Annotated in this window: 21 protein-coding genes and 1 pseudogene; 9 read left to right on the top strand and 13 right to left on the bottom strand. The window is 69.7% G+C overall.

Features of this window, described 5'->3' with window-relative positions; all coding sequences use genetic code 11:
* Window positions 1-13 precede the first annotated feature (13 nt).
* Both ACF09J_RS10130 and ACF09J_RS10125 read right to left on the bottom strand, forming a co-directional pair.
* Window positions 14-769: a helix-turn-helix domain-containing protein gene (locus tag ACF09J_RS10130; RefSeq protein WP_392304918.1), complete on the bottom strand. Its 756-nt coding sequence runs from the start codon at window positions 767-769 to the stop codon at window positions 14-16.
* A 227-nt stretch (window positions 770-996) separates the two neighbouring features.
* A complete protein-coding gene (locus ACF09J_RS10125) occupies window positions 997-1,464 on the bottom strand; it encodes an ATP-binding protein (RefSeq protein ID WP_392304917.1) in 468 nt (155 codons plus the stop codon).
* A gap of 142 nt (window positions 1,465-1,606) precedes the next feature.
* On the opposite strand from ACF09J_RS10125, the pseudogene ACF09J_RS10120 reads away from it, so the two are divergent.
* The 3 genes and pseudogenes from ACF09J_RS10120 (at window position 1,607) to ACF09J_RS10110 (ending at window position 3,201) form a co-directional block, all read left to right on the top strand.
* A pseudogene (locus ACF09J_RS10120) lies at window positions 1,607-2,492 on the top strand (helix-turn-helix domain-containing protein).
* Complete coding sequence (locus ACF09J_RS10115) at window positions 2,489-2,698, top strand: DUF397 domain-containing protein (RefSeq protein ID WP_392304916.1); 210 nt, start codon at window positions 2,489-2,491, stop codon at window positions 2,696-2,698. The pseudogene ACF09J_RS10120 and the gene ACF09J_RS10115 overlap by 4 nt, the downstream one beginning before the upstream one ends.
* A gap of 131 nt (window positions 2,699-2,829) precedes the next feature.
* The gene (locus ACF09J_RS10110; protein ID WP_392304915.1) at window positions 2,830-3,201 is read left to right on the top strand and encodes a peptidase inhibitor family I36 protein; all 372 of its coding nucleotides are present in this window, start codon (window positions 2,830-2,832) and stop codon (window positions 3,199-3,201) included.
* A 63-nt stretch (window positions 3,202-3,264) separates the two neighbouring features.
* On the opposite strand, the gene ACF09J_RS10105 is transcribed toward ACF09J_RS10110, so the two are convergent.
* A complete protein-coding gene (locus ACF09J_RS10105) occupies window positions 3,265-3,459 on the bottom strand; it encodes a hypothetical protein (protein ID WP_392304914.1) in 195 nt (64 codons plus the stop codon).
* Between the two features lie 197 nt (window positions 3,460-3,656).
* On the opposite strand from ACF09J_RS10105, the gene ACF09J_RS10100 reads away from it, so the two are divergent.
* Entirely contained in the window at window positions 3,657-5,786 is a 2,130-nt protein-coding gene (locus ACF09J_RS10100) for an alpha/beta fold hydrolase (RefSeq protein ID WP_392304913.1), read from the top strand.
* A gap of 60 nt (window positions 5,787-5,846) precedes the next feature.
* Here ACF09J_RS10100 and ACF09J_RS10095 read toward each other — a convergent pair whose 3' ends face one another.
* The 5 genes from ACF09J_RS10095 to ACF09J_RS10075 are packed head-to-tail and all read right to left on the bottom strand — an operon-like array spanning window position 5,847 to window position 11,423.
* On the bottom strand, window positions 5,847-6,941 hold the full coding sequence (locus ACF09J_RS10095; RefSeq protein ID WP_392304912.1) for an ABC transporter ATP-binding protein: 1,095 nt from the start codon (window positions 6,939-6,941) through the stop codon (window positions 5,847-5,849).
* Window positions 6,922-7,908 (bottom strand): ABC transporter ATP-binding protein, encoded by a 987-nt coding sequence (locus ACF09J_RS10090; RefSeq protein WP_392304911.1) that lies wholly within the window; start codon window positions 7,906-7,908, stop codon window positions 6,922-6,924. The genes ACF09J_RS10095 and ACF09J_RS10090 overlap by 20 nt, the downstream gene beginning before the upstream one ends.
* Window positions 7,909-7,915: 7 nt before the next feature.
* The gene (locus tag ACF09J_RS10085) at window positions 7,916-8,881 is read right to left on the bottom strand and encodes an ABC transporter permease (protein ID WP_392304910.1); all 966 of its coding nucleotides are present in this window, start codon (window positions 8,879-8,881) and stop codon (window positions 7,916-7,918) included.
* A complete protein-coding gene (locus ACF09J_RS10080; protein ID WP_392304909.1) occupies window positions 8,874-9,797 on the bottom strand; it encodes an ABC transporter permease in 924 nt (307 codons plus the stop codon). Before ACF09J_RS10080 ends, ACF09J_RS10085 begins: the two co-directional genes overlap by 8 nt.
* A gap of 6 nt (window positions 9,798-9,803) precedes the next feature.
* Complete coding sequence (locus ACF09J_RS10075; RefSeq protein WP_392304908.1) at window positions 9,804-11,423, bottom strand: ABC transporter substrate-binding protein; 1,620 nt, start codon at window positions 11,421-11,423, stop codon at window positions 9,804-9,806.
* Between the two features lie 352 nt (window positions 11,424-11,775).
* Here ACF09J_RS10075 and ACF09J_RS10070 point away from each other — a divergent pair, with 352 nt between their 5' ends.
* The 5 genes from ACF09J_RS10070 to ACF09J_RS10050 all read left to right on the top strand — a co-directional run bounded on the left by ACF09J_RS10070 (window position 11,776) and on the right by ACF09J_RS10050 (window position 17,788).
* Window positions 11,776-12,798: an ABC transporter permease gene (locus tag ACF09J_RS10070; protein ID WP_392304907.1), complete on the top strand. Its 1,023-nt coding sequence runs from the start codon at window positions 11,776-11,778 to the stop codon at window positions 12,796-12,798.
* Window positions 12,799-12,862: 64 nt separating this feature from the next.
* Window positions 12,863-14,647, top strand: a complete 1,785-nt coding sequence (locus ACF09J_RS10065) for an ABC transporter substrate-binding protein (RefSeq protein ID WP_392304906.1) — start codon at window positions 12,863-12,865, stop codon at window positions 14,645-14,647.
* A gap of 82 nt (window positions 14,648-14,729) precedes the next feature.
* Window positions 14,730-15,710 (top strand): ABC transporter permease, encoded by a 981-nt coding sequence (locus ACF09J_RS10060; RefSeq protein WP_392304905.1) that lies wholly within the window; start codon window positions 14,730-14,732, stop codon window positions 15,708-15,710.
* 9 nt (window positions 15,711-15,719) lie between these two features.
* Entirely contained in the window at window positions 15,720-16,751 is a 1,032-nt protein-coding gene (locus ACF09J_RS10055; RefSeq protein WP_392304904.1) for an ABC transporter ATP-binding protein, read from the top strand.
* A gap of 26 nt (window positions 16,752-16,777) precedes the next feature.
* On the top strand, window positions 16,778-17,788 hold the full coding sequence (locus tag ACF09J_RS10050; protein WP_392304903.1) for an ABC transporter ATP-binding protein: 1,011 nt from the start codon (window positions 16,778-16,780) through the stop codon (window positions 17,786-17,788).
* A gap of 60 nt (window positions 17,789-17,848) precedes the next feature.
* Here the strand turns inward: ACF09J_RS10050 and ACF09J_RS10045 are convergent, their stop codons facing one another.
* The 5 genes from ACF09J_RS10045 to ACF09J_RS10025 all read right to left on the bottom strand — a co-directional run bounded on the left by ACF09J_RS10045 (window position 17,849) and on the right by ACF09J_RS10025 (window position 22,756).
* A complete protein-coding gene (locus ACF09J_RS10045) occupies window positions 17,849-18,439 on the bottom strand; it encodes a GNAT family N-acetyltransferase (RefSeq protein ID WP_392304902.1) in 591 nt (196 codons plus the stop codon).
* 552 nt (window positions 18,440-18,991) lie between these two features.
* Window positions 18,992-19,447 carry a VOC family protein gene (locus ACF09J_RS10040; RefSeq protein ID WP_392304901.1) on the bottom strand — a complete coding sequence of 152 codons (456 nt, stop codon included), beginning with the start codon at window positions 19,445-19,447 and terminating at the stop codon, window positions 18,992-18,994.
* Between the two features lie 134 nt (window positions 19,448-19,581).
* Entirely contained in the window at window positions 19,582-20,742 is a 1,161-nt protein-coding gene (locus ACF09J_RS10035) for an ABC transporter ATP-binding protein (RefSeq protein WP_392304900.1), read from the bottom strand.
* Window positions 20,735-21,781: an ABC transporter ATP-binding protein gene (locus ACF09J_RS10030; RefSeq protein WP_392304899.1), complete on the bottom strand. Its 1,047-nt coding sequence runs from the start codon at window positions 21,779-21,781 to the stop codon at window positions 20,735-20,737. Before ACF09J_RS10030 ends, ACF09J_RS10035 begins: the two co-directional genes overlap by 8 nt.
* A gap of 51 nt (window positions 21,782-21,832) precedes the next feature.
* Window positions 21,833-22,756, bottom strand: coding sequence for an ABC transporter permease (locus ACF09J_RS10025; RefSeq protein ID WP_392304898.1), 924 nt, complete (start codon window positions 22,754-22,756; stop codon window positions 21,833-21,835).
* Window positions 22,757-22,789 lie beyond the last annotated feature (33 nt).

The following is a 22,789-nucleotide window of genomic DNA, read 5'->3' as shown; positions in this document are numbered from 1 at the left end:
CGTCACGTTCATGCTAGGCGTCCTCCTGGAGATGGGTTCGGCAGTCGCGGCAGCGGCCGGGTTCGGGGGCGCGGAAGGCGCGGTCGCAGCCCTCGCAGGTCTGAAGCGGGTGCCGCACGGGCAAAGGGGCGGCCGGGGCGCGGAACGGAAGCGGCGGTGGGAGCTGGGCGGTGAGGCGGTGGGCCAGGACGGCGGCGGGGTGGCGTAGTCCCTCGGGTGGGAGGTCGGCGATGAGGGCGTGGCGAACGGCCGCCGGGCCCACCTCGCGTTCCAGCCAGGCGGCGACGCCTGGGGCCAGATGGGCCGTGTCGCAGGCGGAGAGCAAGAGGCGGGAGTCGTGGCGACGGAGGTCCGCGAGGAGGTCGGTGGCCGCCTTCAGAAGGGCAGGGGCGGGATACGCGGGGCGGGGGACGGCGGGGAGCGGCTTGCGGGCCGCGCGCTTCTCACGTGCCCCGCCGGTCTCGCGCGCCGCCTGCTTCTCGCACTTCTCCCGCTTCGGCGGTGCAGCCGGACGGTCCGGCGTGCGGGGGGGCTTCCTCGTGGTGACGCGGGCGCCCCTCGGCAGCGACTGGAGGTGCACCGCGAGTCCGATCGCGAGCAGCGACAGCGCACGGTGCTGGGCCAGGTGGTTGCCGATCACCGTGAAGCGGGTGGTGTGGCGGGTGTTGTCGTGGACGAGTCCGCCGGTGTGGTGGCCCCGCTTCGGGTCCTTGTCGGCCGCAATACGGGACTGGGCGTGCGGGGGCACGCTAGGGTGCTGGGTACCCATCGGGAAGCTCTCTCTTCCTCGGTGGTCAGGCCCTCGCACTGGGATTGCCGTCCCGGCGGGGGCCGTCGCATGTCTGTGGTTGTTGTGCTGCGTTGCGCTGAGCGTAGAGCCGCCGGGGGCTGCGAAATCCAGCCGAGGCGGGATTGTTCACCCGCCCGAGTGAGCGTGGGCCGCGGGCGGGAGGGGTGGGGCTTGGTGGGGGTTCTTTCTCCCTCGTTCCTTTGCTTTTAGCCGTCGGCGGCACCGGAACCCGTGGGGGCGCGTTCCGGTCGCGGCAGGCGCAGCTCGGCCCAGATGGTCTTGCGCGGGAAGCGCTCCTCGGCCACGCCCCAGCGGTCGGCGAGGGCGTCCACGAGCAGCAGGCCACGGCCCGACTCGGCGTCCGCGTCCGGCTCCTGGAGCTTCGGGTGGCGTTCACCGCGCGTGTCGGTGACTTCGATACGGAGGGTGCTACCGACCACGTACAGCGTCAGGCGGAAGCTGCGGCCGGGGAGCCGGCCGTGGGTGGCCGCGTTCGCCGCCAGCTCGGCCACGATGTGGCTCGCCGCCTCGATCGGGAGCTCCCAGTTGCGGAGCTGGTCGGCGGCGAGCAGCCGGGCCAGGCGGGCGCCTCGCGGGGTGCACGACAGGAGCACGCTGAAGTTGCGGACTTGGGCGTGGAGTTGGGCGGTGGGCTCGGCAATTTCCTGATTCACGTCACTCAGCGTGGCCGAGCAGGCTTACCGTGACGAGTAATCAAGCTGTTGCGTAGGGTCACCGTCCACTGCTTGTCCGGTGCTGTCCAAGCTGTCGATGGCGTTCTTACGAGTACGACACGCACTACGGAAGGGCGCGCACATGTCGGTGGACGGTGAGGCGGTACGGACCCGGGTCGACTCGGAAACGTTGGACGAGCCGGGGTGGGAGGTGGACCCGGACGACGACTGGGCGCTCGCCGTGGTCGCCACGGTGGGGCGGCAGTTGAGACTGCGGCGAGAAGCGGCGGGGATGCGGGTCACCGAGTTCGCCGCGGCGATCGGGTACGGCGACGATCTCGTGTACAAGATCGAGAGCGGCAAGCGGATCCCGCGGCCTGAATATTTGGACAGGGCGGATGAGTTGCTGAGGGCGGGCGGGTTGCTCTCGGCGATGAAGGAGGACGTGAAGCGGGTCCGGTACCCGAAGAAGGTCCGGGACCTGGCGCAGATGGAGGCGCGGGCCGTGGAGATCGGCGTGTACGTGTGCCACAGCATCAGTGGGCTGTTGCAGACGGAGGCCCACGCCAGGGTGGCGTTCGAGTCGCGCCAGCCTCCGTACTCGGAGGACGAGGTGGAGCGAATGGTGGCCGCCCGCGTTGCACGGCAAGCCATCTTCGACAGGGCTCCGGCACCCTCGCTCAGCTTCGTGCTGGAAGAGGCGCCGCTCCGGCGCCCCCTCGGGGGCACAATGGTTGTGGCGACAGCAACTCGAACGTCTGCTTGAGGTGGGGCGGTTGAGCAATGTCACGCTACAGGTGATGCCTACGGAATGTGAGGTTCACCCGGGCTTGGACGGAAAGATCGAGTTGCTGAAATTCGAGGACGGCACGACGGTGGGGCGCGCCGAGGGCGCGTTCAACGGCCGGCCCACCTCCGATCCGAGGCAGCTGCGCATCCTTGAATTGAGGTATGGCACCATCCGGGCGCAGGCTCTCCCGCCGCGGGAGTCCATGACCTTCATCGATCAACTGCTGGGAGAAAAATGAACTACAGGGCCTCCGTCGGGGACACCTCCGAACTGGCTTGGTTCAAGAGCAGCTACAGCGACGGCAACGAAGGCGACTCCTGCGTCGAGATCGCCATCGCCCCCAGCACGGTCCACGTCCGCGACTCGAAGTACATCGAGGGCCCCCGGCTCGCGATGACGCCGGAGTCCTGGACCCACTTCGCCTCGTACGCCTCCAAGGGCTGACAGGGCGGAGCGCGTAGCCGGTGACCATTCCCGGACAACACTGCAGAAATGCCACCCTTTCAGGGAATTGGCGGCACTGTGTCCGATTGGTGATCCTTTTCATGTCTGGCACGCACTCCGAAAGGGATGACATGCGCAAGTTCCTGTCCGTCGGGGCCGTGGTGGCCGCGACCGCTGCCGCCACCCTGCTGCCCGCCGGTCCGGCGGCCCCCTCCTCGGCCCCGGCGTCGGCCACGGCGGTCTGCGCGATCGACCACTTCTGCCTCTACGAGTTCTCCAACGGCACGGGCCGCCGCGGCAGTTACGTGAAGGGGACGGACGACGTGAAGCGGCAGAACCTGCCCTCGGCCCGCTCCGCATGGAACCGCACCAACGAGTACTGGTGCGTGTGGAGCAAGGACGACTACCTGGGCACCAAGGTGATCGTCCAGCCCAACGAGGGACTCAAGGACCTCCACGGCGCCTTCCGCTCCGCCCTGCCGGCGAGCGCCATCCGCTGCTGAGGCGGGCACCCGCGTGTGGTGGGGCAGGCGCCGCCCCACCACCGAGGACACAGCCCACGGGGACTAGAACTTGAAGCTGCCGATCATCCCCGCGATGTTCGTGGTGAGTTCGCTGATCGTGGGGGCTACCGTGGACGACGCCAGGTAGAAGCCCAGGAGCATGCACACGATCGCGTGGCCCGCCTTGAGGCCCGACTTCTTGATCAACAAGAAGACGATGATCGCCAGCAGCACCACCGCCGAAATCGAGAGTGCCACGGCGGCTCACCTCCAAAGTTCCCGGGACGCGGGGGGTGTCGGGGGTATCGGGGGTCGTCGGACTATGGGGGCAGATAAATCCACACAGCAGGCAGCAGGTTCATACCCACTATGCGCTAACGATCATAACTATCCGCACGCGCGCATCGGTCGGCGCACGGCCGCACAAGGGGGCGCATGGCCAATATGGTCATGGCATGACGACCGAGCCTGTCTCCTTCCCCCGACGGCACGCGCGCACCCAGCGGTTCACGCTCGGCGCGCCGCGCGCGTTCACCGTGGCTCCCGACGCCTCCCGCGTCGTGTTCCTGCGCTCCGGATCCGGCACCGACCGGGCCAACTCCCTCTGGGTGCTCGACCTTGGCGACGGTGCGGAGCGCGTGGCCGCCGACCCGCGCGCCCTCCTCGGCGGCGCCTCCGAGGACCTCTCGGCCGAGGAACGAGCGCGCCGCGAACGCAGCCGCGAGGGTGGTGCCGGCATCGTCGGCTACGCCACCGACACCGCCGCGGAGTTGGCGTCTTTCGCCTTGTCAGGGCGGCTTTTCACGGCCGAGTTGCGGGCCGGTACGGCCCGCGAACTGCCCGTCCCCGGACCGGTGATCGACCCCCGTCCGTCCCCCGACGGACGGCACGTCGCCTACGTCACCGCCGGGTCCCTGCGGGTGGTGGGCGCCGAGGGCGACGGCGACCGGGCGCTCGCCGAACCGGAGTCCGAGGGCGTCGCCTACGGCCTCGCGGAGTTCATCGCGGCCGAGGAGATGCAGCGTTCCCGCGGCTTCTGGTGGGCGCCGGAGTCGGACCGGCTGCTCGTGGCGCGCGTGGACGACACGCCGGTGCGGCGCTGGTGGATCTCCGACCCGGCGCAGCCCGAGCGGGAGCCGAACCGTGTCGCCTACCCGGCCGCCGGCACCCCCAACGCGGACGTACAGTTGTTCGTGTTCGGTCTGGACGGGGCCCGCACGGAGGTCCTCTGGGACCGGTCCCGCTACCCGTATCTGGCTCATGTGCACTGGTCAGCGGCGGGGGCGCCGCTGCTCCTCGTACAGGCGCGCGACCAGCGAAGCCAGCTGTACCTGGCAGTGGACCCGGAGTCCGGAGCGACCCGCATGGTGCATGCCGACGAAGATCAAGATTGGCTTGATCTTTTCCCCGGGGCGCCGAGCTGGTCCCCCTCGGGGCAGCTCGTGCGTGTCGCCGACGAGGGCGGCGCGCGGGTGCTGGCGGTCGGCGAACGACCGCTCACCGGAGCGCAGCTGCACGTGCGGGCGGTGCTGGACGTGTCGGGCGACGACGTGCTGGTCGCGGCCTCTGCGGGCGAGGAGGCGGCCGAGCCGGAGACCGGTGAGGTACACGTCTACCGCGTCAACGAGCTCGGCGTGGAGCGCGTGAGTCAGGAGCCGGGTGTGCACAGCGCGGTGCGCGCCGGGGGCGTGGCCGTCCTCGTCTCCGCCACGCTCGACCGGCCGGGCGCCCGGGTACGGGTGGTGCGCGAGGGCCGGACCGTGGCCACCATCCGCTCCCACGCCGAAGACCCCGGTTTGTCCCCGCGCGTGACCCTCACCCAGGGGGGCGCACGCCGAATCCCGTGCGCCGTGCTTATGCCTACGGACTACCCCCGTGACACTGCCGCCTCCGCTCCCCTGCCCGTCCTGCTCGACCCCTACGGCGGCCCGCACGGCTCCCGCGTGGTGGCCGCGCACAACGCGCACCTCACCTCCCAGTGGTTCGCCGACCAGGGCTTCGCGGTGGTCGTCGCCGACGGCCGCGGCACCCCGGGCCGCTCCCCCGCCTGGGAGAAGGCCGTCCACCACGACTTCACGGTCACCCTCGACGACCAGATCGAGGCCCTGCGGGACCTCGCCGGGACGTATCCGCTCGACCTCGGCAGGGTCGCGATCCGCGGCTGGTCCTACGGCGGCTATCTGGCCGCCCTGGCCGTGCTGCGCCGCCCCGACGTCTTCCACGCGGGCATCGCGGGTGCCCCGGTCACGGACTGGCGCCTGTACGACACCCACTACACCGAGCGGTACCTGGGCGACCCGGACCAGGTTCCGCAGGTGTATGCCCACAGCTCCCTGGTCACCGACGACGGGCTCTCCTCGCCCGCCGAGCCGCACCGGCCGCTGATGATCGTGCACGGCCTGGCCGACGACAACGTGGTGGTCGCCCACGCCCTGCGGCTGTCCTCCGCCCTGCTCGCCGCGGGCCGCCCGCACGAGGTGCTGCCGCTGTCCGGAGTCACCCACATGACTCCGCAGGAACAGGTCGCCGAGAACCTTCTGCTGCTCCAGGTGGACTTCCTCAAGCGTTCCCTGGGGCTCGGCTGAGCACGGGGCCGGGGCGGCACACGGCACGCCGCCCCGGCCCCCGATCCCACAGCGCTCCGGTCACGGCGCCTTGGTGCCGCTGCCCTCTCCGTCGGTGTCCCGTTCCTCCGGCGGCACCACCTGAAGCTCCGCCGCGTAGTGGCACGCCGAGTCGTGCACCGCCGGCCCGGTGTCGTGCTGGAACTCCTCGGGCACCGCCAGTTCCGGCACCTCCAGCGTGCAGCGCTCCCGCGCCTTCCAGCAGCGGGTGCGGAACCGGCAGCCGGAGGGGATGTCCGTCGGGGACGGCACGTCCCCCGAGAGGATGATCCGCTCCCGGCGCTCCCGCGCCCCCGGGTCCGGCACGGGCACGGCGGACAGCAGCGCCTGGGTATAGGGGTGCGTCGGATGGTCGTAGATCTGCTCGTCCGTGCCGATCTCGACGATCCGCCCGAGGTACATCACCCCCACCCGGTCGGAGATGTGCCGCACGATCGACAGGTCGTGCGCGATGAAGACGTACGACAGGTCGAACTCGTTCTGCAGCCGCTCCATCAGGTTGATCACCTGGGCCTGCACCGAGACGTCGAGCGCGGAGACCGGCTCGTCGGCGACGATGATCTCGGGCCGCAGCGCCAAACCCCGGGCGATGCCGATGCGTTGGCGCTGACCGCCGGAGAACTGGTGCGGGTAGCGGTTGATGTACTCCGGGTTGAGGCCGACCACGTCCAGCAGCTCCCGCACCCGGCGCCGCCGGTCGCCCTTCGGCGCCGCCTCGGGGTGGATCTCGTACGGCTCCCCGATGATGTCGCCCACCGTCATACGGGGGTTGAGCGACGTGTACGGGTCCTGGAACACCATCTGGATGTTGCGGCGCACCGCCTTCAGCGCCCGCCCGGACAGCCGGGTGATGTCCTCGCCCCGGTAGCGGATCTCGCCCGCCGTGGGCCGCTCCAGATTGCACAGCAGCTTCGCGACCGTCGACTTGCCGCAGCCGGACTCGCCCACGATGCCGAGCGTTTCGCCCCGGCCCAGGGTGAAGTCGACGCCGTCGACCGCCTTGACCGCCCCGACCTGCTTCCTGAACAGGACGCCCCGGGTGAGCGGGTAGTACTTGACCAGCCCGCTGACCTCGAGGATCGGCTCGGGCTCCCGCTCAGCCGTCTGCTCTGTCACCCAGGCACTCCCTCCAGAAGTGGCAGGCGCTCACGCGGCTTTCGGAGACCTCGTACAGGGGCGGCACGTCCGTCCGGCATACGTCCCGGGCCATGGGGCAGCGCGGGTGGAAGGCGCAACCGGGCGGGATCGACTGGAGGTTGGGCGGCAGGCCCTTGATGGCGTACAGCTCACGGCCCTTGTGGTCCAGGCGCGGGATCGAGTCCAGCAGGCCCCGCGTGTACGGGTGAGCGGGCGCCTTGTAGATGTCGTGCACCGGCGCGGACTCCACGATCCGGCCCGCGTACATCACCGCGATCCGGTCGGCGACGTCGGCGACCACGCCGAGGTCGTGGGTGATGAGGACGAGCCCCATGCGGTACTCGTGCCGGAGCTCGGCGAGCAGGTCCATCACCTGGGCCTGGACGGTCACGTCGAGGGCGGTGGTCGGCTCGTCGGCGATGATGAGCGCCGGTTCCAGGGCCAGCGCCATGGCGATCATGATGCGCTGGCGCATACCGCCGGAGAACTGGTGCGGGTAGTCGCCGATGCGCTGCCGGGCGGCCGGGATGCGCACCCGGTCCATCAGCTCCACGGCCCTGGCGCGGGCGTCCTTGCGGGACATGCCCCGGTGCACGACGAACATCTCGCCGAGCTGGTCGCCGACGGTCAGCACCGGGTTCAGCGCGGACAGCGCGTCCTGGAAGATCATCGCCATCTCGGCGCCCCGGATCCGCCGCCGTTCCTCCTCCTTCAGTCGCAGCAGGTCCCTGCCGCGGAAGAGGATCCGCCCGCCGCTGATCCGGCCGGGCGGCACGTCGAGGATGCCCATGACCGCCTGCGCGGTCACGGACTTGCCGGAGCCGGACTCCCCGAGCACGGCGAGCGTCTCGCCCCCGTCCACCTCGTAGCCGACTCCGTTGACGGCGTGGACGATCCCGTCCCGGGTCCTGAACTCCACGTGCAGATCGCGGACTTCGAGCAGCACGGCGCCGTCACCTCAGCTTCGGGTCGAGGGCGTCGCGCACCGCGTCGCCGAGCATGATGAAGGCCAGGACCGTGATCGCCAGCGCCCCGGCGGGCCACAGCAGCGCGTGCGGGGCGTTGCGGACGTAGGGCGAGGCGGCGGAGATGTCGATGCCCCAGGAGACGCTGGGCGGCTTCAGCCCGACGCCGAGGTAGGACAGGGTCGCCTCCAGCGCGATGTACGTGCCGAGCGCGATGGTGGCGACGACGATCACCGGGGCGACGGCGTTGGGCGTGATGTGCCGCAGCAGGATGCGCGAGTTGGAGGCCCCCAGGGCGCGGGCGGCCTGGACGTAGTCGAGTTGTTTGGCGGTGATGACGGAGCCGCGCGCGATCCGGGCGATCTGCGGCCAGCCGAGCAGCACGATGAACCCGACGACCGGCCAGACGGTGCTGCTCGGCACGACGGACAGCAGGACGAGGCCGCCGAGGACGACGGGGATGGCGAAGAAGACGTCGGTGGCCCGGGACAGCACGGCGTCCCCGGCGCCGCCGTAGTATCCGGCGAGCCCGCCGAGCACCGAGCCGAAGAGCGCCACGCCGAGCGTGGCGCACACCCCGACCGTGACGGACGCGCGGGCCCCGTAGACGGTGCGCGTGTAGACGTCGCAGCCCTGGCCGTCGAAGCCGAAGGGGTGGCCGGGCGCGGACCCGTCCTGGGCCCGGGCCAGATCGCAGGTGAGCGGATTGCCCGAGGTGATCAGGGAGGGCCGGATCGCGATGAGGACCAGGAAGCAGATCACCAGCGCGGAGAGCAGGAAGACCGGGTTGCGGCGCAGGTCGCGCCAGGCGTCGGACCACAGCGAGCGGGGCTTGCCCTCCGGCCCGCCCGGCGGCCGCTCCAGCGTCGTCGCCTCGCTCGCCGCGAGGTCCATCGCGCCGCCCATGCCGGTCCCGGCGATGGCGCGCTCGGGCTCCCTCGGCTGCTCAGGCATAGCGGATCCTCGGGTCGAGTACGGCGTAGAGCAGGTCCACGAGCAGGTTGGCGACCAGGAAGACCAGGACGAGGACCGTTACGAAGCCGACGACGGTCTGGGTGTTCTGCCGCAGGATCCCCTGGTAGAGCTGGTAGCCGACGCCGTGGATGTTGAAGATGCGCTCGGTGACGATGGCGCCGCCCATCAGCGCGCCGATGTCGGTGCCGATGAAGGTGACCACCGGGATGAGGGAGTTGCGCAGCAGGTGCCGGACGACGACCCGGCGCCGGGGCACTCCCTTGGCGACGGCCGTGCGCACATAGTCCGCGCGCCGGTTCTCGGCGATGGAGGTACGGGTCAGCCGGGTGACGTAGGCGAGGGAGACGGAGGCGAGGACCAGGCCGGGCACGATCAGCTCGCCGAAGGCCGCCGCCGGGGACACCGAGGGTCTGATCCAGCCCCACTGGACGCCGAACAGCAGTTGCAGCAGCAGGCCGGTGACGAAGGTGGGGACGGAGATGACGACGAGGGTGAGGACCAGGACCGAGGTGTCGACGGGCCGGCCGCGGCGCAGCCCGGTCAGCACGCCCAGGGTGATGCCGACGGCGATCTCGAAGAGGATCGCGACGACGGTCAGCCGGATGGTGACGGGGAACGCCGACGCCATGAGCTGGGTGACGGGCTGTCCGTTGAAGGCGGTGCCGAAGTCGCCGGTGAAGACGTTGCCCATGTAGGTCGCGTACTGCTGCCACAGCGGCTTGTCGAGGCCGAACTCCCGTCTGAGCTGGGCGGCGGTCGCGGTGTCGCAGGCGCGCTGGCCGCACAGTCCGGCGATGGGGTCGCCCATCACGTTCACCATCAGGAAGATCAGCAGGGTGGCCCCGAAGAACACCGGGATCATCTGGAGCAGCCGTCTGGCGACATAGCGTCCCATGCCGGATCAGCCGACCCTGATCTCGTCGTAGACGGGGACGCTGAACGGGTTGAGCGCCACGTCGTGCAGCCGGTCGGAGTAGCCGGCGCTGCCGTTCTGGTACCACAGCGGGATGGCGGCCATGTTGTCCCGTACGACGCCCTCGGCCTGCTGGAAGAGCCGGATCGAACGGGTCCGGTCGGTCTCGGCGTTGGCCTGGTCGACGAGGCGGTCGAATTGCTGGTTGGACCACTTGCCGTCGTTGGAGGACGCGCCCGTGTAGTACAGCGGCTGGAGGAAGTTCTGGATCAGCGGGTAGTCCATCTGCCAGCCGGCCCGGAAGGGCCCGGTCATCCGGTGCCCGCCGATCTGGTTGCGGAAGTCGGCGAAGGTGCCGACCGGGTTGCCGGCGCAGGCACGGTCGTTGCCGAGCACGTTGTTGATGGAGTTGCACACGGCGTCCACCCACTGCTTGTGCGAGCCCGTGTCCGCGTTGTACGTGATCCTCACCTGGCCGCCGGGGAGTCCGCCGCCCTCCTGGACCAGCTTCCGGGCCCCGGCCGGGTCGTAGTCGCAGGCGTGGCCGCACAGGCCGGGTTTGAAGCCGCCGGCCGTGCCGAGGACCGGGGAGGTCCAGTCGGTGGCCGGGGTGCGGGTGCCCCGGAAGATGGTCTCGGTGATCTGCTTGCGGTTGATGGCCATGGACAGGCCGGTACGGACCTTGCGCGCCCCGCCGGTGTTCCACTTCGGGTCGTAGAACGGGAAGGCGAGCGTCTGCAGGATGCCGGCCGGGCTGTTGATGTAACGGCCCGCCAGATCGGTCCGCACGTTCTTGAGCTGGCCCGCGGGGATGTCGTCGACGAGGTCGAGGTTGCCGGCCAGCACGTCGGTGTACGCCGTGTTGCTGTCGGTGTAGACCACGAGGGTCACGCCGTCGTTCCGCGCCTTGTCCGGACCCGGGTAGCCGTCCCACTTCCTGAGGGTCATCTGCGCGCCCTTGGTGTACGACTCGATGGAGTACGGGCCGTTGCCGACCGGCTTGTCCAGCCAGGCGGCGTGGTGGGTGAAGAAGGCGCGGGGCAGCGGGACGAAGGCGGCGTAGCCGAGGGTGTCGGGGAAGGTGGAGAACTTCTGGTTGAGGGTGACGGCGAAGGTGCGCGGGCCGGTGACCCGCAGCCCGGAGAGGGTGTCGGCGCTCTGTTTCCCGCTCTCCGGGTGGACCTTGTCGTAGCCCTCGATGTAGCCGAAGAAGTAGGCGTTCTTCTGGTTGTTGCGCAGGCTCGCGCCGTAGTTCCAGGCGTCGACGAAGGAACGGGCGGTGACCGGTTCGCCGTTGCTGAACCGCCAGCCGTTCTTGACGGTGATGGTGAAGTGCTGCGAATCGGCGGTGTAGATGCTCTCCGCGAGCATGTTCTCGGCCTTGGCGGTCCTCGGGTTGTACCGCTTCAGCCCGCGGAAGATCATGTCGAGCACCTTGCCGCCCTGCACCTCGTTGGTGTTGGACGGCTCCAGCGGGTTCTGCGGGTCGCCCCAGGATGCGGTCAGCGCCTTGGGGCCGACACCGGTTCCCCCGCCGCCGCAGCCGGCGAGGACGAGCAGGGCCACCGCCGCGCCCGCAGCCCACGGGGCGTGCGCGACTCCACGCATGGGTGCCTCCTCGGGATGCGATGACCTCAGGACATATCAGCACATGAACCGCATGTCACATGGTCGCCGCACCGATCGGTCCCGCCGGACGGATGTACGGATTCCGAGATGGCGGCGACGGATATCGGACCCATTACCAGATTCGTTCGAGAGGCTCCAAAATGTCCTCTCGCCCCGGTCATGGAAAGGTAATGCGGATCTCTCTTCACGGCCATGCTCTGGCAAAGATCTCAAAGAGAACGCCAACGCCGAGATGGATACATTGACCCTGCATGAATGGCGTTGAAAAGGTCCGCCTAGCCCGTGGGTGCGTCCTGCGGAGAACCACGACTTCCTCCGGGCCAGGAGCGACATGACCTCCCCAACTCCACTCGCCAAGGCTTCACTTGAAGTGGCGGAAGAGAGCACGCCGAAGGCGGGGCCCTCGGCTCCGAAGAGAGAGGGACGGTCACCGGGGCAGCTCGCGTGGCAGCGCTTCAAGCGCGACCGCTCCGGTGTCGTCTCGGCCTATGTGGTGATCTTCTTCTTCGTGGTGGCGCTCTGCGCGCCGCTCATCGCGAAGCTGTACGGAAAGGATCCGTACACGACGTACGGGCAGGACCAGCCGGGGCTGCTGAACGACTTCGGTTCACCCATCAAGCCCAACGGCGGTATCAGCGGCGACTTCTGGTTCGGCGTCGAGCCCGGTCTCGGCCGTGACGTCTTCACCTTCCTGCTCTACGGGATGCGCAACTCGCTGCTGATCGCGTCGGCCGCGACCCTGCTGGTGACCGTGCTGGGCGTCGTCATCGGCATCACCGCGGGCTACCTGGGCGGCAGGACCGACTACCTCGTCAGCCGGGTCATCGACATCCTGCTGGCCTTCCCGTCCACCCTGTTCTTCATCGCCTTCTGGCCGGTGATGATCAGCATTCTGGTCCCGCCGGACGAGAACACCCCGGTCTGGCTGACCGTCACCAGCCTGATCGCGGTCCTCACGGCCTTCGGCTGGGCCTCCCTCGCCCGCCTGCTGCGCGGTGAGGTACTGGCCCTGCGGGAACGGGAGTTCGTGGAGGCCGCCAGGGTGACCGGCGCCTCCCCGGCGCGGATCGTCTTCAAGGAGCTGCTGCCCAACCTGTGGACGCCGATCCTGATCCAGGCCACCCTCGCGCTGCCCATCTTCGTCACCGCCGAGGCGGGCCTGGCCTTCCTCGGCGTCGGACTGACCTCGCCGACACCCGACTGGGGCGTGATGATCCAGCGCGGCTCGGAGGTCTACCAGAACGACATCACCTTCATGCTCTTCCCGGGCGCGTCGATGGTGATCTTCGTGATCGCCTTCAACCTGCTCGGTGACTCGGTGCGCGACGCGCTGGACCCCAAGACCAAGCGCTGATTCAGAACGGACGCCGGGCGACGGGTCCGGCGGATCACCACCTCCCTCGACCAGAGCAGGAGCCATGTCCCTTTCCCGGAGAAACTTCATCATCGCCACGTCGGTCGCGGCCGGCGGCTCCCTCGTCCTGTCCGCGTGCAGCAGCGGCGACGCGGGCGGCGGAGACGGCGGCACGGGCGGGCACGGAGGTGCCGACACGTACACGGGCACCGTGACGGTCGGCACCAAGGAGGACTCCACGGGACCGGCGCCCGAGATCGAGGGCGCGCGCAAGGGCGGCACGATCCGCGGCATCGCCCCCGACGACTTCTCCCACCTCGACCCGCAGCGCATCTACTACTCGTGGAACTCCGCGGCCGGCAACCTGTTCATCCGCTGCCTCACCGGGTACAAGATCGCCCAGGACGGCTCGATGAAGCTGGTCGGCGACCTCGCCACCGATGCGGGCTCCACGCCCGATGGCGGCAAGACCTGGACCTTCACACTGAAGAACGGGCTCAAGTGGGAGGACGGCAGCGAACTCACCGTCGAGGATGTCCGCCACGGCATCGAGCGCGGCTTCGCCGGCTTCACCACCGAGGGCGCCCAGTACCTCCAGATCGCCCTCACCGGTGGTACTGACTTCCGGAGCAAGTACAAGGGCCCCTACGGGGGCAAGCACCTCGACTCGATCGAGACGGACGCGGACAAGAAGACGATCACCTTCCATCTGAAGGACGCCCGTCCCGACCTCAACTTCACGCTGGCGATGACCTCCTACGGCGCCGTGCCGGTCAAGCACGACACCAAGGAGAAGTACGACAAGGACCCGGTCTCCGCGGGTCCCTACCGGATCAGCAAGCACACCGTCGACAAGTCGATGACCATGGTGCGCAACGAGCACTGGGACCCGGCGACCGACTCGATCCGCAACGCCTACCCGGACAGTTTCGTCTTCGAGTTCGGTCCCGAGAACCTTCAGGCGACGGACCGGATGATTGCGGACTCGGGCCAGGACCAGTACGCCCTCATGGTGTACAGCGGCGTCCCCGCCGACCGCATCCAGAAGGTCCTCACCACCCCCGAGCTGAAGAAGCGCTCCTACAGTGGCCTGCTGAGCGGCACGAACTACTACGCGATCAACATGAGCCGCATCAAGGACCTCAAGGTTCGCCAGGCGCTCAACCACGCATGGCCGCTGGAGGGAATCCGCAGGATCTACGGTGGCCCCTCCGCCGGTGACTACGCGACCACCATCCTCAGTCCCGACATCCTGGGCCGGGAGGAGTTCGACGTCTACGGCAAGCTGAAGAAGCCGCAGGGCGACCCGGAGGCCGCGAAGAAGCTCCTGAAGGAGGCCGGCAAGCTCGGCCAGAAGATCGTCTACGCCTACCCGCAGTCCCAGACGTACGACCGGACCAAGGTCGTCATCGAGAACGCGCTGAAGAAGGCGGGCTTCACCCCGGTCCTCAAGGGCGTGGAGTCCACCAGCTACTACGACCAGATCCAGCAGGTCGACAACACCTTCGACGTGTTCTGGTTCGGCTGGGTCCCGGACTGGCCGACCGGCTACACGATGATGCAGCCGCTGTTCGACGGCGGCACGGTGGCCAACGGCACCAACAACGTCTCCCAGATGAAGGTCGGCTGGGTGGACGAGGCGATCAAGAAGAACGCCACCATCACCGATCCCGAGAAGGCCGGCAAGGCCTGGGCCGAGCTGGACCGGCGGATCATGGAGGAGCAGGCGCCCATCATCCCCGAAGTGTATTCCCGCCGCTTCTACATGTACGGCTCCAAGGTCGGCAACGCGGTCTTCGACCCGCTGTACTCCGCCGCCATCCTCTACAAGCTGTACGTCAAGGCCTGACGCTTCTCACGGGTGGGGCGCCGCAGCGGCGTCCCGCCCCCGTTCTCCCCCTCGTCGGCGTCTGCCAGGGAATTCCATCGCCATGCTCCGCTTCCTCGTCCGCCGGACAGTCGGCGCGCTCGTGATCCTGCTGATCATCAGCGCCATCACCTTCGTCCTCTTCTACGTCGCGCCCCGCGACCCCGCTCGCGTCGCCTGCGGCAAGATCTGCACGCCCGAGACGCTGAAGCTGGTCCGGCACAACCTGGGCATCGACGATCCGCTGCCGGTGCAGTACTGGCACTGGCTGAAAGCCGTCTTCGTGGGCCGGGACTACGCGTCGTTCGGGCACTGCCCCGCGCCCTGCCTCGGCTACTCGTTCCACAACCACGAGCCGGTTCTGGGCACCATCCTGGACCGCTTCCCCGTGACCCTCTCGCTCTCGCTCGGCAGCGCGGTGGTCTTCGTCCTCTTCGGCGTCGGCACCGGCATGATCGCCGCGGTCAAGCAGGGGAAGGCCCTCGACAAGATCGCCTCGTCGGCCTCGCTGATCTTCTCCTCACTCCAGATCTACATCGTCGGCGTGGTCGCGATGTACTACCTGTGCGACCAGTGGCACATCCTCAGCCGGCCCCGGGACGTACCGCTCTCCGAGGACCCCGCGGGCTGGTTCCAGGGCCTGCTGCTGCCCTGGCTCGTGCTGGCGCTGATCTTCACGGCCAACTACACCCGTATGAGCCGCTCCCAGCTCGTGGAGACCCTGAGCGAGGACTACGTCCGCACGGCACGGGCCAAGGGGCTCTCCCGCCGCACCGTGTTCTTCCGCTTCGCCTGGCGCGGCGCCATGGGACCCATCGTCACCATCTTCGGGCTCGACCTGGGCTATCTGCTGGGCGGGGCGATCATCACCGAGCAGACGTTCAGCCTGCACGGCATCGGCGCGCTGTCGGTCAAGGCGGTCCGGGACAACGACCTCCCCATGCTCCTGGGCGTGGTGCTGGTCGCGGCCGCCGCCATCGTCGTCTTCAACATCGTCGTCGACGCCGTCTACGCCGTCATCGACCCCCGCGTCCGCCTCGCCTAGGAGAGCACCATGAGCAGCACCCCCTTCCTCTCCGTGCGGGACCTGCACGTCCACTTCCCCACCCCGGACGGCACGGTCAGGGCCGTCGACGGGCTCTCCTTCGACGTGGAACGTGGCAGGACGCTCGGCATCGTCGGCGAGTCCGGCTCCGGGAAGTCGGTCACCAACCTCGCCGTCCTCGGCCTGCACCACCCCGACCACACCGAGATCAGCGGGCAGATCCTGCTCGACGGGCAGGATCTGCTGACGGCGAGCACGCGGGAACTCGAACGGCTGCGCGGCAACAAGATGTCCATGATCTTCCAGGACGCGCTGGCCTCCCTCTCGCCGTACCACACGATCGGACGGCAGATCGGCGAGACCTTCCGCAAGCACACCGGGGCCTCCCGGAAGGAGGCGCGGGTACGGGCCGTGGAGATGCTCACCCGGGTCGGGATTCCGCAGCCCGACCTGCGGGTCGACGACTACCCGCACCAGTTCTCCGGCGGTATGCGGCAGCGCGCGATGATCGCGATGGCCCTGGTCTGCGACCCGGAGCTGCTGATCGCGGACGAGCCGACCACGGCGCTGGACGTCACCGTGCAGGCCCAGATCATGGACCTGCTCAAGGATCTCCAGCAGGAGACCGGGACCTCCATCGTCTTCATCACGCACGACCTCGGTGTCATCGCGGACATCGCGGACGAGGTGCTGGTGATGTACGGCGGGCGATGCGTGGAGCGGGGCACCAAGAAGGAGGTGCTGAGCACTCCGCAGCACCCCTACACGCTGGGCCTGCTGGGTTCGATGCCGACGCTCGACGGGCCCGTGGACGTGCCGCTGTCGCCGATCCCCGGCGCCCCGCCCAGCCTGCTCGACCCGCCGGGCGGCTGCCGGTTCCACCCGCGCTGCTCCTTCACCGAGGAGGTCGGCGGCGGCCGGTGTGCCACCGAGCAGCCGGCGCTTGAACTGGTGGACGGCCGGGGCAGCGCCTGCCACCTCAGCACCGAGCAGCGCGCCCGGCGCTTCGCCGACCCAGCCGGAACCACACGGCCCAACTGACGTACAAGAGACGGGACTTCATCACCATGAGCAGCACCACTCCCCTCCTGGACGTCTCCGGACTCACCAAACACTTCCCGATCATGGGCGGCTTTCCGTTCCGGCGCAGGGTCGGCGCGGTACAGGCCGTGGACGGGCTGGACTTCAGCGTCGCCGAGGGCGAGAGCCTGGGTCTGGTCGGCGAGTCCGGCTGCGGCAAGTCGACCACCGGACGGCTGATCACGCGCCTGCTGGAACCCACGAGCGGCCGGATCGCCTACCGCGGCCAGGACATCACGCACGCCTCCCGGCGGGAACTGGCCCCGGTGCGCTCCGAGATCCAGATGATCTTCCAGGACCCGTACGCCTCGCTGAATCCGCGCCAGACCGTCGGCACAATCATCTCGGGGCCGATGGAGATCAACGGCATCGAGCCGGCTGGTGGGCGCGAGAAGCGCGTCAGGGAGCTCCTGGAGACCGTGGGGCTCAACCCCGAGCACTTCAACCGTTTCCCGCACGAGTTCTCCGGCGGGCAGCGGCAGCGCATCGGCGTGGCCCGGGCGCTGGCGCTCGAACCCAAGCTGATCGTGGCCGACGAACCCGTCTCGGCGCTGGACGTGTCCATCCAGGCGCAGGTCGTCAATCTGCTCCAGGGCCTGCGGAAGGACCTGGGCATCGCGTTCGTCTTCATCGCCCACGACCTGGCCGTGGTACGCCACTTCTCGCAGCGCGTCGCGGTGATGTACCTGGGCAGGATCGTGGAGGTCGCCGACCGCGACGAGCTCTACGGCAATCCCCGCCACCCCTACACCCGGGCCCTGCTCTCCGCCGTCCCGGAGCTGAGTACCGAGGACGCTCCGAGCCGTGAACGCATCCGCCTCACCGGCGATGTGCCCTCCCCCGTCAACCCGCCCTCGGGCTGCCGCTTCCGCACCCGCTGCTGGAAGGCGACGGAACGGTGCGCCGGCGAGGCGCCGCCGCTGGTGCGGGTGGAGGGCAGCGCAGAAGGGCATCTGACGGCCTGCCACTTCCCCGAGGGGGCCGGGAGCGAGGCCTGAGACCGACGGGGACGGCCGGGTGCGGGCCCGGCCGGTCCCGGCGCGGGCCGCCCGGCACGCTCAGCCGACGGCCGGGTACGGGTCCGTCGCGAGTCGCGCGTGAAGGTGGGTGTCGTCGAACGTGCCCGGCGCGCTCGACGCGGGCAGGAAGCCGCGCAGCACGCCCTCGTAGACGAAGCCGCAGCGGTCGGCGACCCGGCAGGAGGCCGTGTTGCCGACGGCGTGCCCCAGATCGATGCGGTGCAGACCGAGCTGTTCGAAGCCCCAGCGGACGCACAGCTCGACGGCCCGGGTCACCGCGCCGCGGCCGCGCGCCTCGGGCAGCAGCCAGTACCCGACCCCGGCGTGGCTCATGCGGGGCTCTATCTTGTGCAGCTCCACGCTGCCGAGCACCTCTCCGGTGGCCGCGTCGGTGACGCAGTACGGCGCGAGCGTGCCCTGTTCGAGAAGCCCGGCGCGCCTGGCGATGAAGGCCAGCGCCCCGGCCTCGTCCGTGGGCAGGGGCTGGAAGCCGGACCAGCGCCGCGACTCGGCGTCGTTCAGGCCTCTCAGCAGGGCCGGCGCGTCATCCTCCCGCCAGGCCCGCAGGCGCAGGCCGAAGCCGTCGAGTTCCTTGTACGGCAGGGCGTTCGCCGCCGCGGTCTCCGTCATGGGGTGCTCCTTGAGACAGTAGGAAATCGGTCCACCCGGCGCCTGGCCGCCCGGCGGAGGCCCGCCCGGCACGGAGTCCGTCCGACGCGGGATCCGACCAGCGCGGGTCGCTCAGCGCAGGCGCCGCCCGACGCAGGTCGCCCGGCACGGGATCCGACCAGCGCGGGTCGCTCAGCGCAGGGCCCGCCCGACGCAGGTCGCCCCGCACGGGATCCGACCGACGCAGGTCGCCCCGCACGGGGCCCGCCCGACGCAGGTCGCCCCGCACGGGACCCGCCCGACGCAGGTCGCCCCGCACAGGGCCCGCCCGACGCAGGTCGCCCCGCACGGGACCCGCCCGACGCAAGGCCCGATCGGCGCGAAGCCTGCCCAGCGTGGCGTCGGCTGGTGCGCGGACGCCGTCCCGCGCCGGGTCGCTCGGCGCGGCGTCACTCGACACGCCGCCGTCGCCCCGCGCCGGGCCGCCCGGCGCCGCGTCACTCGACACGCCGCCGTCGCCCCGCGCCGGGCCGCCCGGCGCGGCGTCGGTCGGCTCGCGGACGTCGGTCGGTGTCACGGGTGTTCGCCAGGTGTGCCGGGATCCGCGGCGTCCGGGGCGGTGTCGGCGGGCTTCCCGGGCGGTTCGGGGCGGGCCACCAGCTCGACTTCGAAGCCGTCGGTGTTCTCCAGGTAGGCGGCGTAGTGTCCGGGGCCGCCGGCGTACGGGTGGCGGTCGGCGAACATCAGCGTCCAGCCGTGCCGGGGCGCCTCGGCGACCAGGGCGTCGAGCCCGTGCCGGGTGGGCACATGGAACGCCAGGTGGTTGAGGCCGAGGCGGAGGCGGTCGTGCCGGTCCCCGCGGAGGGCCGGGGACCGCTCGACCACGAGGTAGGTGTCACCGGACCGCCAGCTCACCCCCGCCGGCCAGTCCTGGTACGGCGACCAGCCGAGCCGTTCGAGGAGCCAGCCCCAGCAGGCGCGGGCGCGCTCCAGGTCGGCCACCCAGAGCTCGATGTGATGCAGTGTCACCCGGTCGCTCCCCTCCCGCCTCGCTCCGTGACGTCGCCCGCCGATCAGGAAACGGCCGGCCGATACGGCTGGTTCCCGGCACCGTCCTGCGGTACCGGGAACCAGTCGGGGATCAGGCTGTGCCGATCAGCGGGTCACGCCGCGCCGACGACGTCCTTCTCCTCGGCGAAGTGGCAGGCCGACTCGTGGGCCGCCGGGGAGTCCGAGCCCTTGAAGCGCTCGGGCACGGCGAGCAGCGGCACCTCCTCGGCGCACTTGTCCTGGGCCTTCCAGCAGCGGGTGCGGAAGCGGCAACCCGAGGGCGGGTTGGCCGGGGACGGCACGTCGCCGGCCAGGATGATCCGCTCCCGGCGCTCGCGGGCATCCGGGTCCGGCACCGGAACCGCCGACAGCAGCGCCTGGGTGTAGGGGTGCGTCGGGTGGTCGTAGATCTGCTCGTCGCTGCCGATCTCGGCCATCTTGCCCAGGTACATCACGCCCACGCGGTCCGAGATGTGCCGGACGATCGACAGGTCGTGCGCGATGAAGACATAGGAGAGGTTGAGCTCGTCCTGGAGGCGCTCCATCAGGTTGATGACCTGCGCCTGGACGGACACGTCCAGGGCCGAGACCGGCTCGTCGCAGATGATGACCTCGGGGTTGAGCGCGAGGCCGCGGGCGATGCCGATGCGCTGGCGCTGACCGCCGGAGAACTGGTGCGGGTAGCGGTTGATGTACTCCGGGTTGAGGCCGACGACGTCCAGCAGCTCCTGCACCTTGCGGCGCCGGTCGCCCTTGGGGGCCACCTCGGGGTGGATGTCGAAGGGCTCGCCGATGATGTCGCCCACCGTCATACGGGGGTTGAGCGACGTGTACGGGTCCTGGAACACCATCTGGATGTTGCGGCGCACCGCCTTCAGCGCGCGCCCCGACAGCCGGGTGATGTCCTGGCCCTTGTAGAAGATCTCGCCGGCGGTCGCCTGCTCCAGGTTCATCAGCAGCTTGGCGACGGTGGACTTGCCGCAGCCGGACTCGCCCACGATGCCCAGGGTCTCGCCCTGGTACAGGTCGAAGGAGATGCCGTCGACGGCCTTGACCGCGCCGATCTGCTTCTTGAACAGGATGCCCTGGGTCAGCGGGAAGTGCTTGACCAGGTTGCGGACCTGGAGGATCGGCTCGCCGCGCTGTACGGGCGCGTCGATCGCCGCGACCGCCTCCTCCTCGGAGGCCGCGTCGACGGTTTCCACCTCGGAGACGTTCGGCGTGGCGTCGTCCTGCGGCTCGTGGTCCTTCGCGAGCTTCGTGGGCTCAGCCATGGATCGTCTCCTTCCAGAAGTGGCATGCGGAGCGGCGGCCCGGCAGCTCCGTGCCGTCGCGCTCGGTCACCGGCACCAGCGGCGGTGCGTCGGTGCGGCAGACGTCCTGGGCCATGCTGCAGCGCGGGTTGAACGCGCAGCCCGGCGGGATCGCCTGGAGGTTGGGCGGCAGGCCCTTGATGGCGTACAGCTCCTGGCCCTTGTGGTCCAGACGCGGGATCGAGTCCAGCAGGCCCTTGGTGTACGGGTGCGCGGGGCGCTTGTACAGCTCGTGCACCGGCGCGGTCTCGACGATCCGGCCCGCGTACATCACCGCGATCTTGTCGGCGACGTCCGCGACCACACCCAGGTCGTGGGTGATCAGGATCAGACCCATGTTGTACTCGCGCTGCAGCTCCGCGAGGAGGTCCATCACCTGGGCCTGGACGGTCACGTCGAGAGCCGTGGTCGGCTCGTCGGCGATGATCAGGTCCGGCTCCAGGGCGAGCGCCATGGCGATCATGATGCGCTGGCGCATACCGCCGGAGAACTGGTGCGGGTAGTCGCCGACGCGCTGGGCGGCGGCCGGGATGCGCACGCGGTCCATCAGCTCGATGGCCTTGGCCTTGGCGTCCTTCTTGGACACGCCCTGGTGGGCCCGGAACATCTCGCCGAGCTGGTAGCCCACCGACAGCACCGGGTTGAGCGAGGACAGCGCGTCCTGGAAGATCATCGCCATCTTGGCGCCGCGCAGCTTGCGCCGCTCGTTCTCCGGCAGGCGCAGGATGTCCTGGCCCTGGAAGAAGATCTCGCCCTTGGCGATCCGTCCGGGCGGGCTGTCCAGAATGCCCATGATCGCCTGCGCGGTGACGGACTTGCCGGAGCCCGACTCACCGAGCACGGCGAGCGTCTCGCCCGCCCTGACGCTGTAGTTGACGCCGTTGACCGCCTTGGTCACGGTGTCACGGACCTTGAACTCCACGTGCAGGTCGCGGACTTCGAGAAGCGGCGCGGTCCCGTCCGCCCCAGTGTTGCCGGGTGCCATCTCCAGGCTGGTCATGCCGTCACCTTCATCGTGCTTGGTCACAGGGGTTCGACTCATGGCGGTGCCTCACCGCAGCTTCGGGTCGAGCGCGTCGCGCAGGCCGTTGCCCAGCAGGACGAAGCCCAGCACGGTGATGACGATGGCGAGGCTCGGGTACATCCACATGAAGTCCTTGACGCCCATGAAGTCGCGGCCCGCGGCGATCATGTTGCCCCACTCGGCGACCTCGGGGTCGACGCCGACGCCCAGGTAGGACAGCGACGCCTCGGCCACGATCACGATGCCGACGTTGCTGGTGGCGTACACCAGCACCGACGTCAGCGAGTTGGGCAGGATGTGCTTGCGGATGATCCGGCCCTGGCTCGCGCCCAGCGCCTTGGCCGCGTGCACGTAGTCCATCTCGCGCACCGAGAGGATCTGGCTGCGCAGCAGTCGGGCGAAGGTCGCCCAGGAGAAGATGCCGAGCGAGAGCACGACGGGCAGCACGCCGCGGCCCATCAGCAGGATGATGACGATGGCGCCGATCAGCAGCGGGAAGGCGAAGAAGATGTCGGCGACGCGCATGATCACCGTGTCGACCCAGCGGCCGTAGTAACCGGCCAGGGAGCCCAGCAGGATGCCGATGGTGACGGCCACGAGGATCGAGGCGAGACCCACGATGATGGCGATGCGGCTGCCGTAGATGAGCCGGGAGAACTGGTCGCGGCCGAGCGAGTCGGTGCCCAGCAGGTGATCGCCGCCCGGGGCCTGCAGCGTGTTCATCAGGTTCTGCTTGAGCGGGTCGTACGGCGCGATGAGCGGCGCGAAGATCGCGACGAGGACGAGAACGACGATGATCGCCAGGCCCACCACCGCCAGCTTGTTGGCGAAGAAGCGGTGCCGGATGTCGGACCACTGGCTGACCCTGGCGACGCTGGGTTCGGCGTCCGGGCGCGCCGGGGCAGGGCCGGCCGCCGTCGGCTCTCCCGTGCCCGAGACGAGTTCGGTCATTGTGTGACTCCTAGAGGAAAACGACCCTGCGGG

Origin of the sequence: Streptomyces sp. NPDC014889, assembly GCF_043081205.1 — a bacterium.
GTDB lineage: Bacteria > Actinomycetota > Actinomycetes > Streptomycetales > Streptomycetaceae > Streptomyces.
This window is presented reverse-complemented; position numbering and strand designations above follow the sequence as displayed.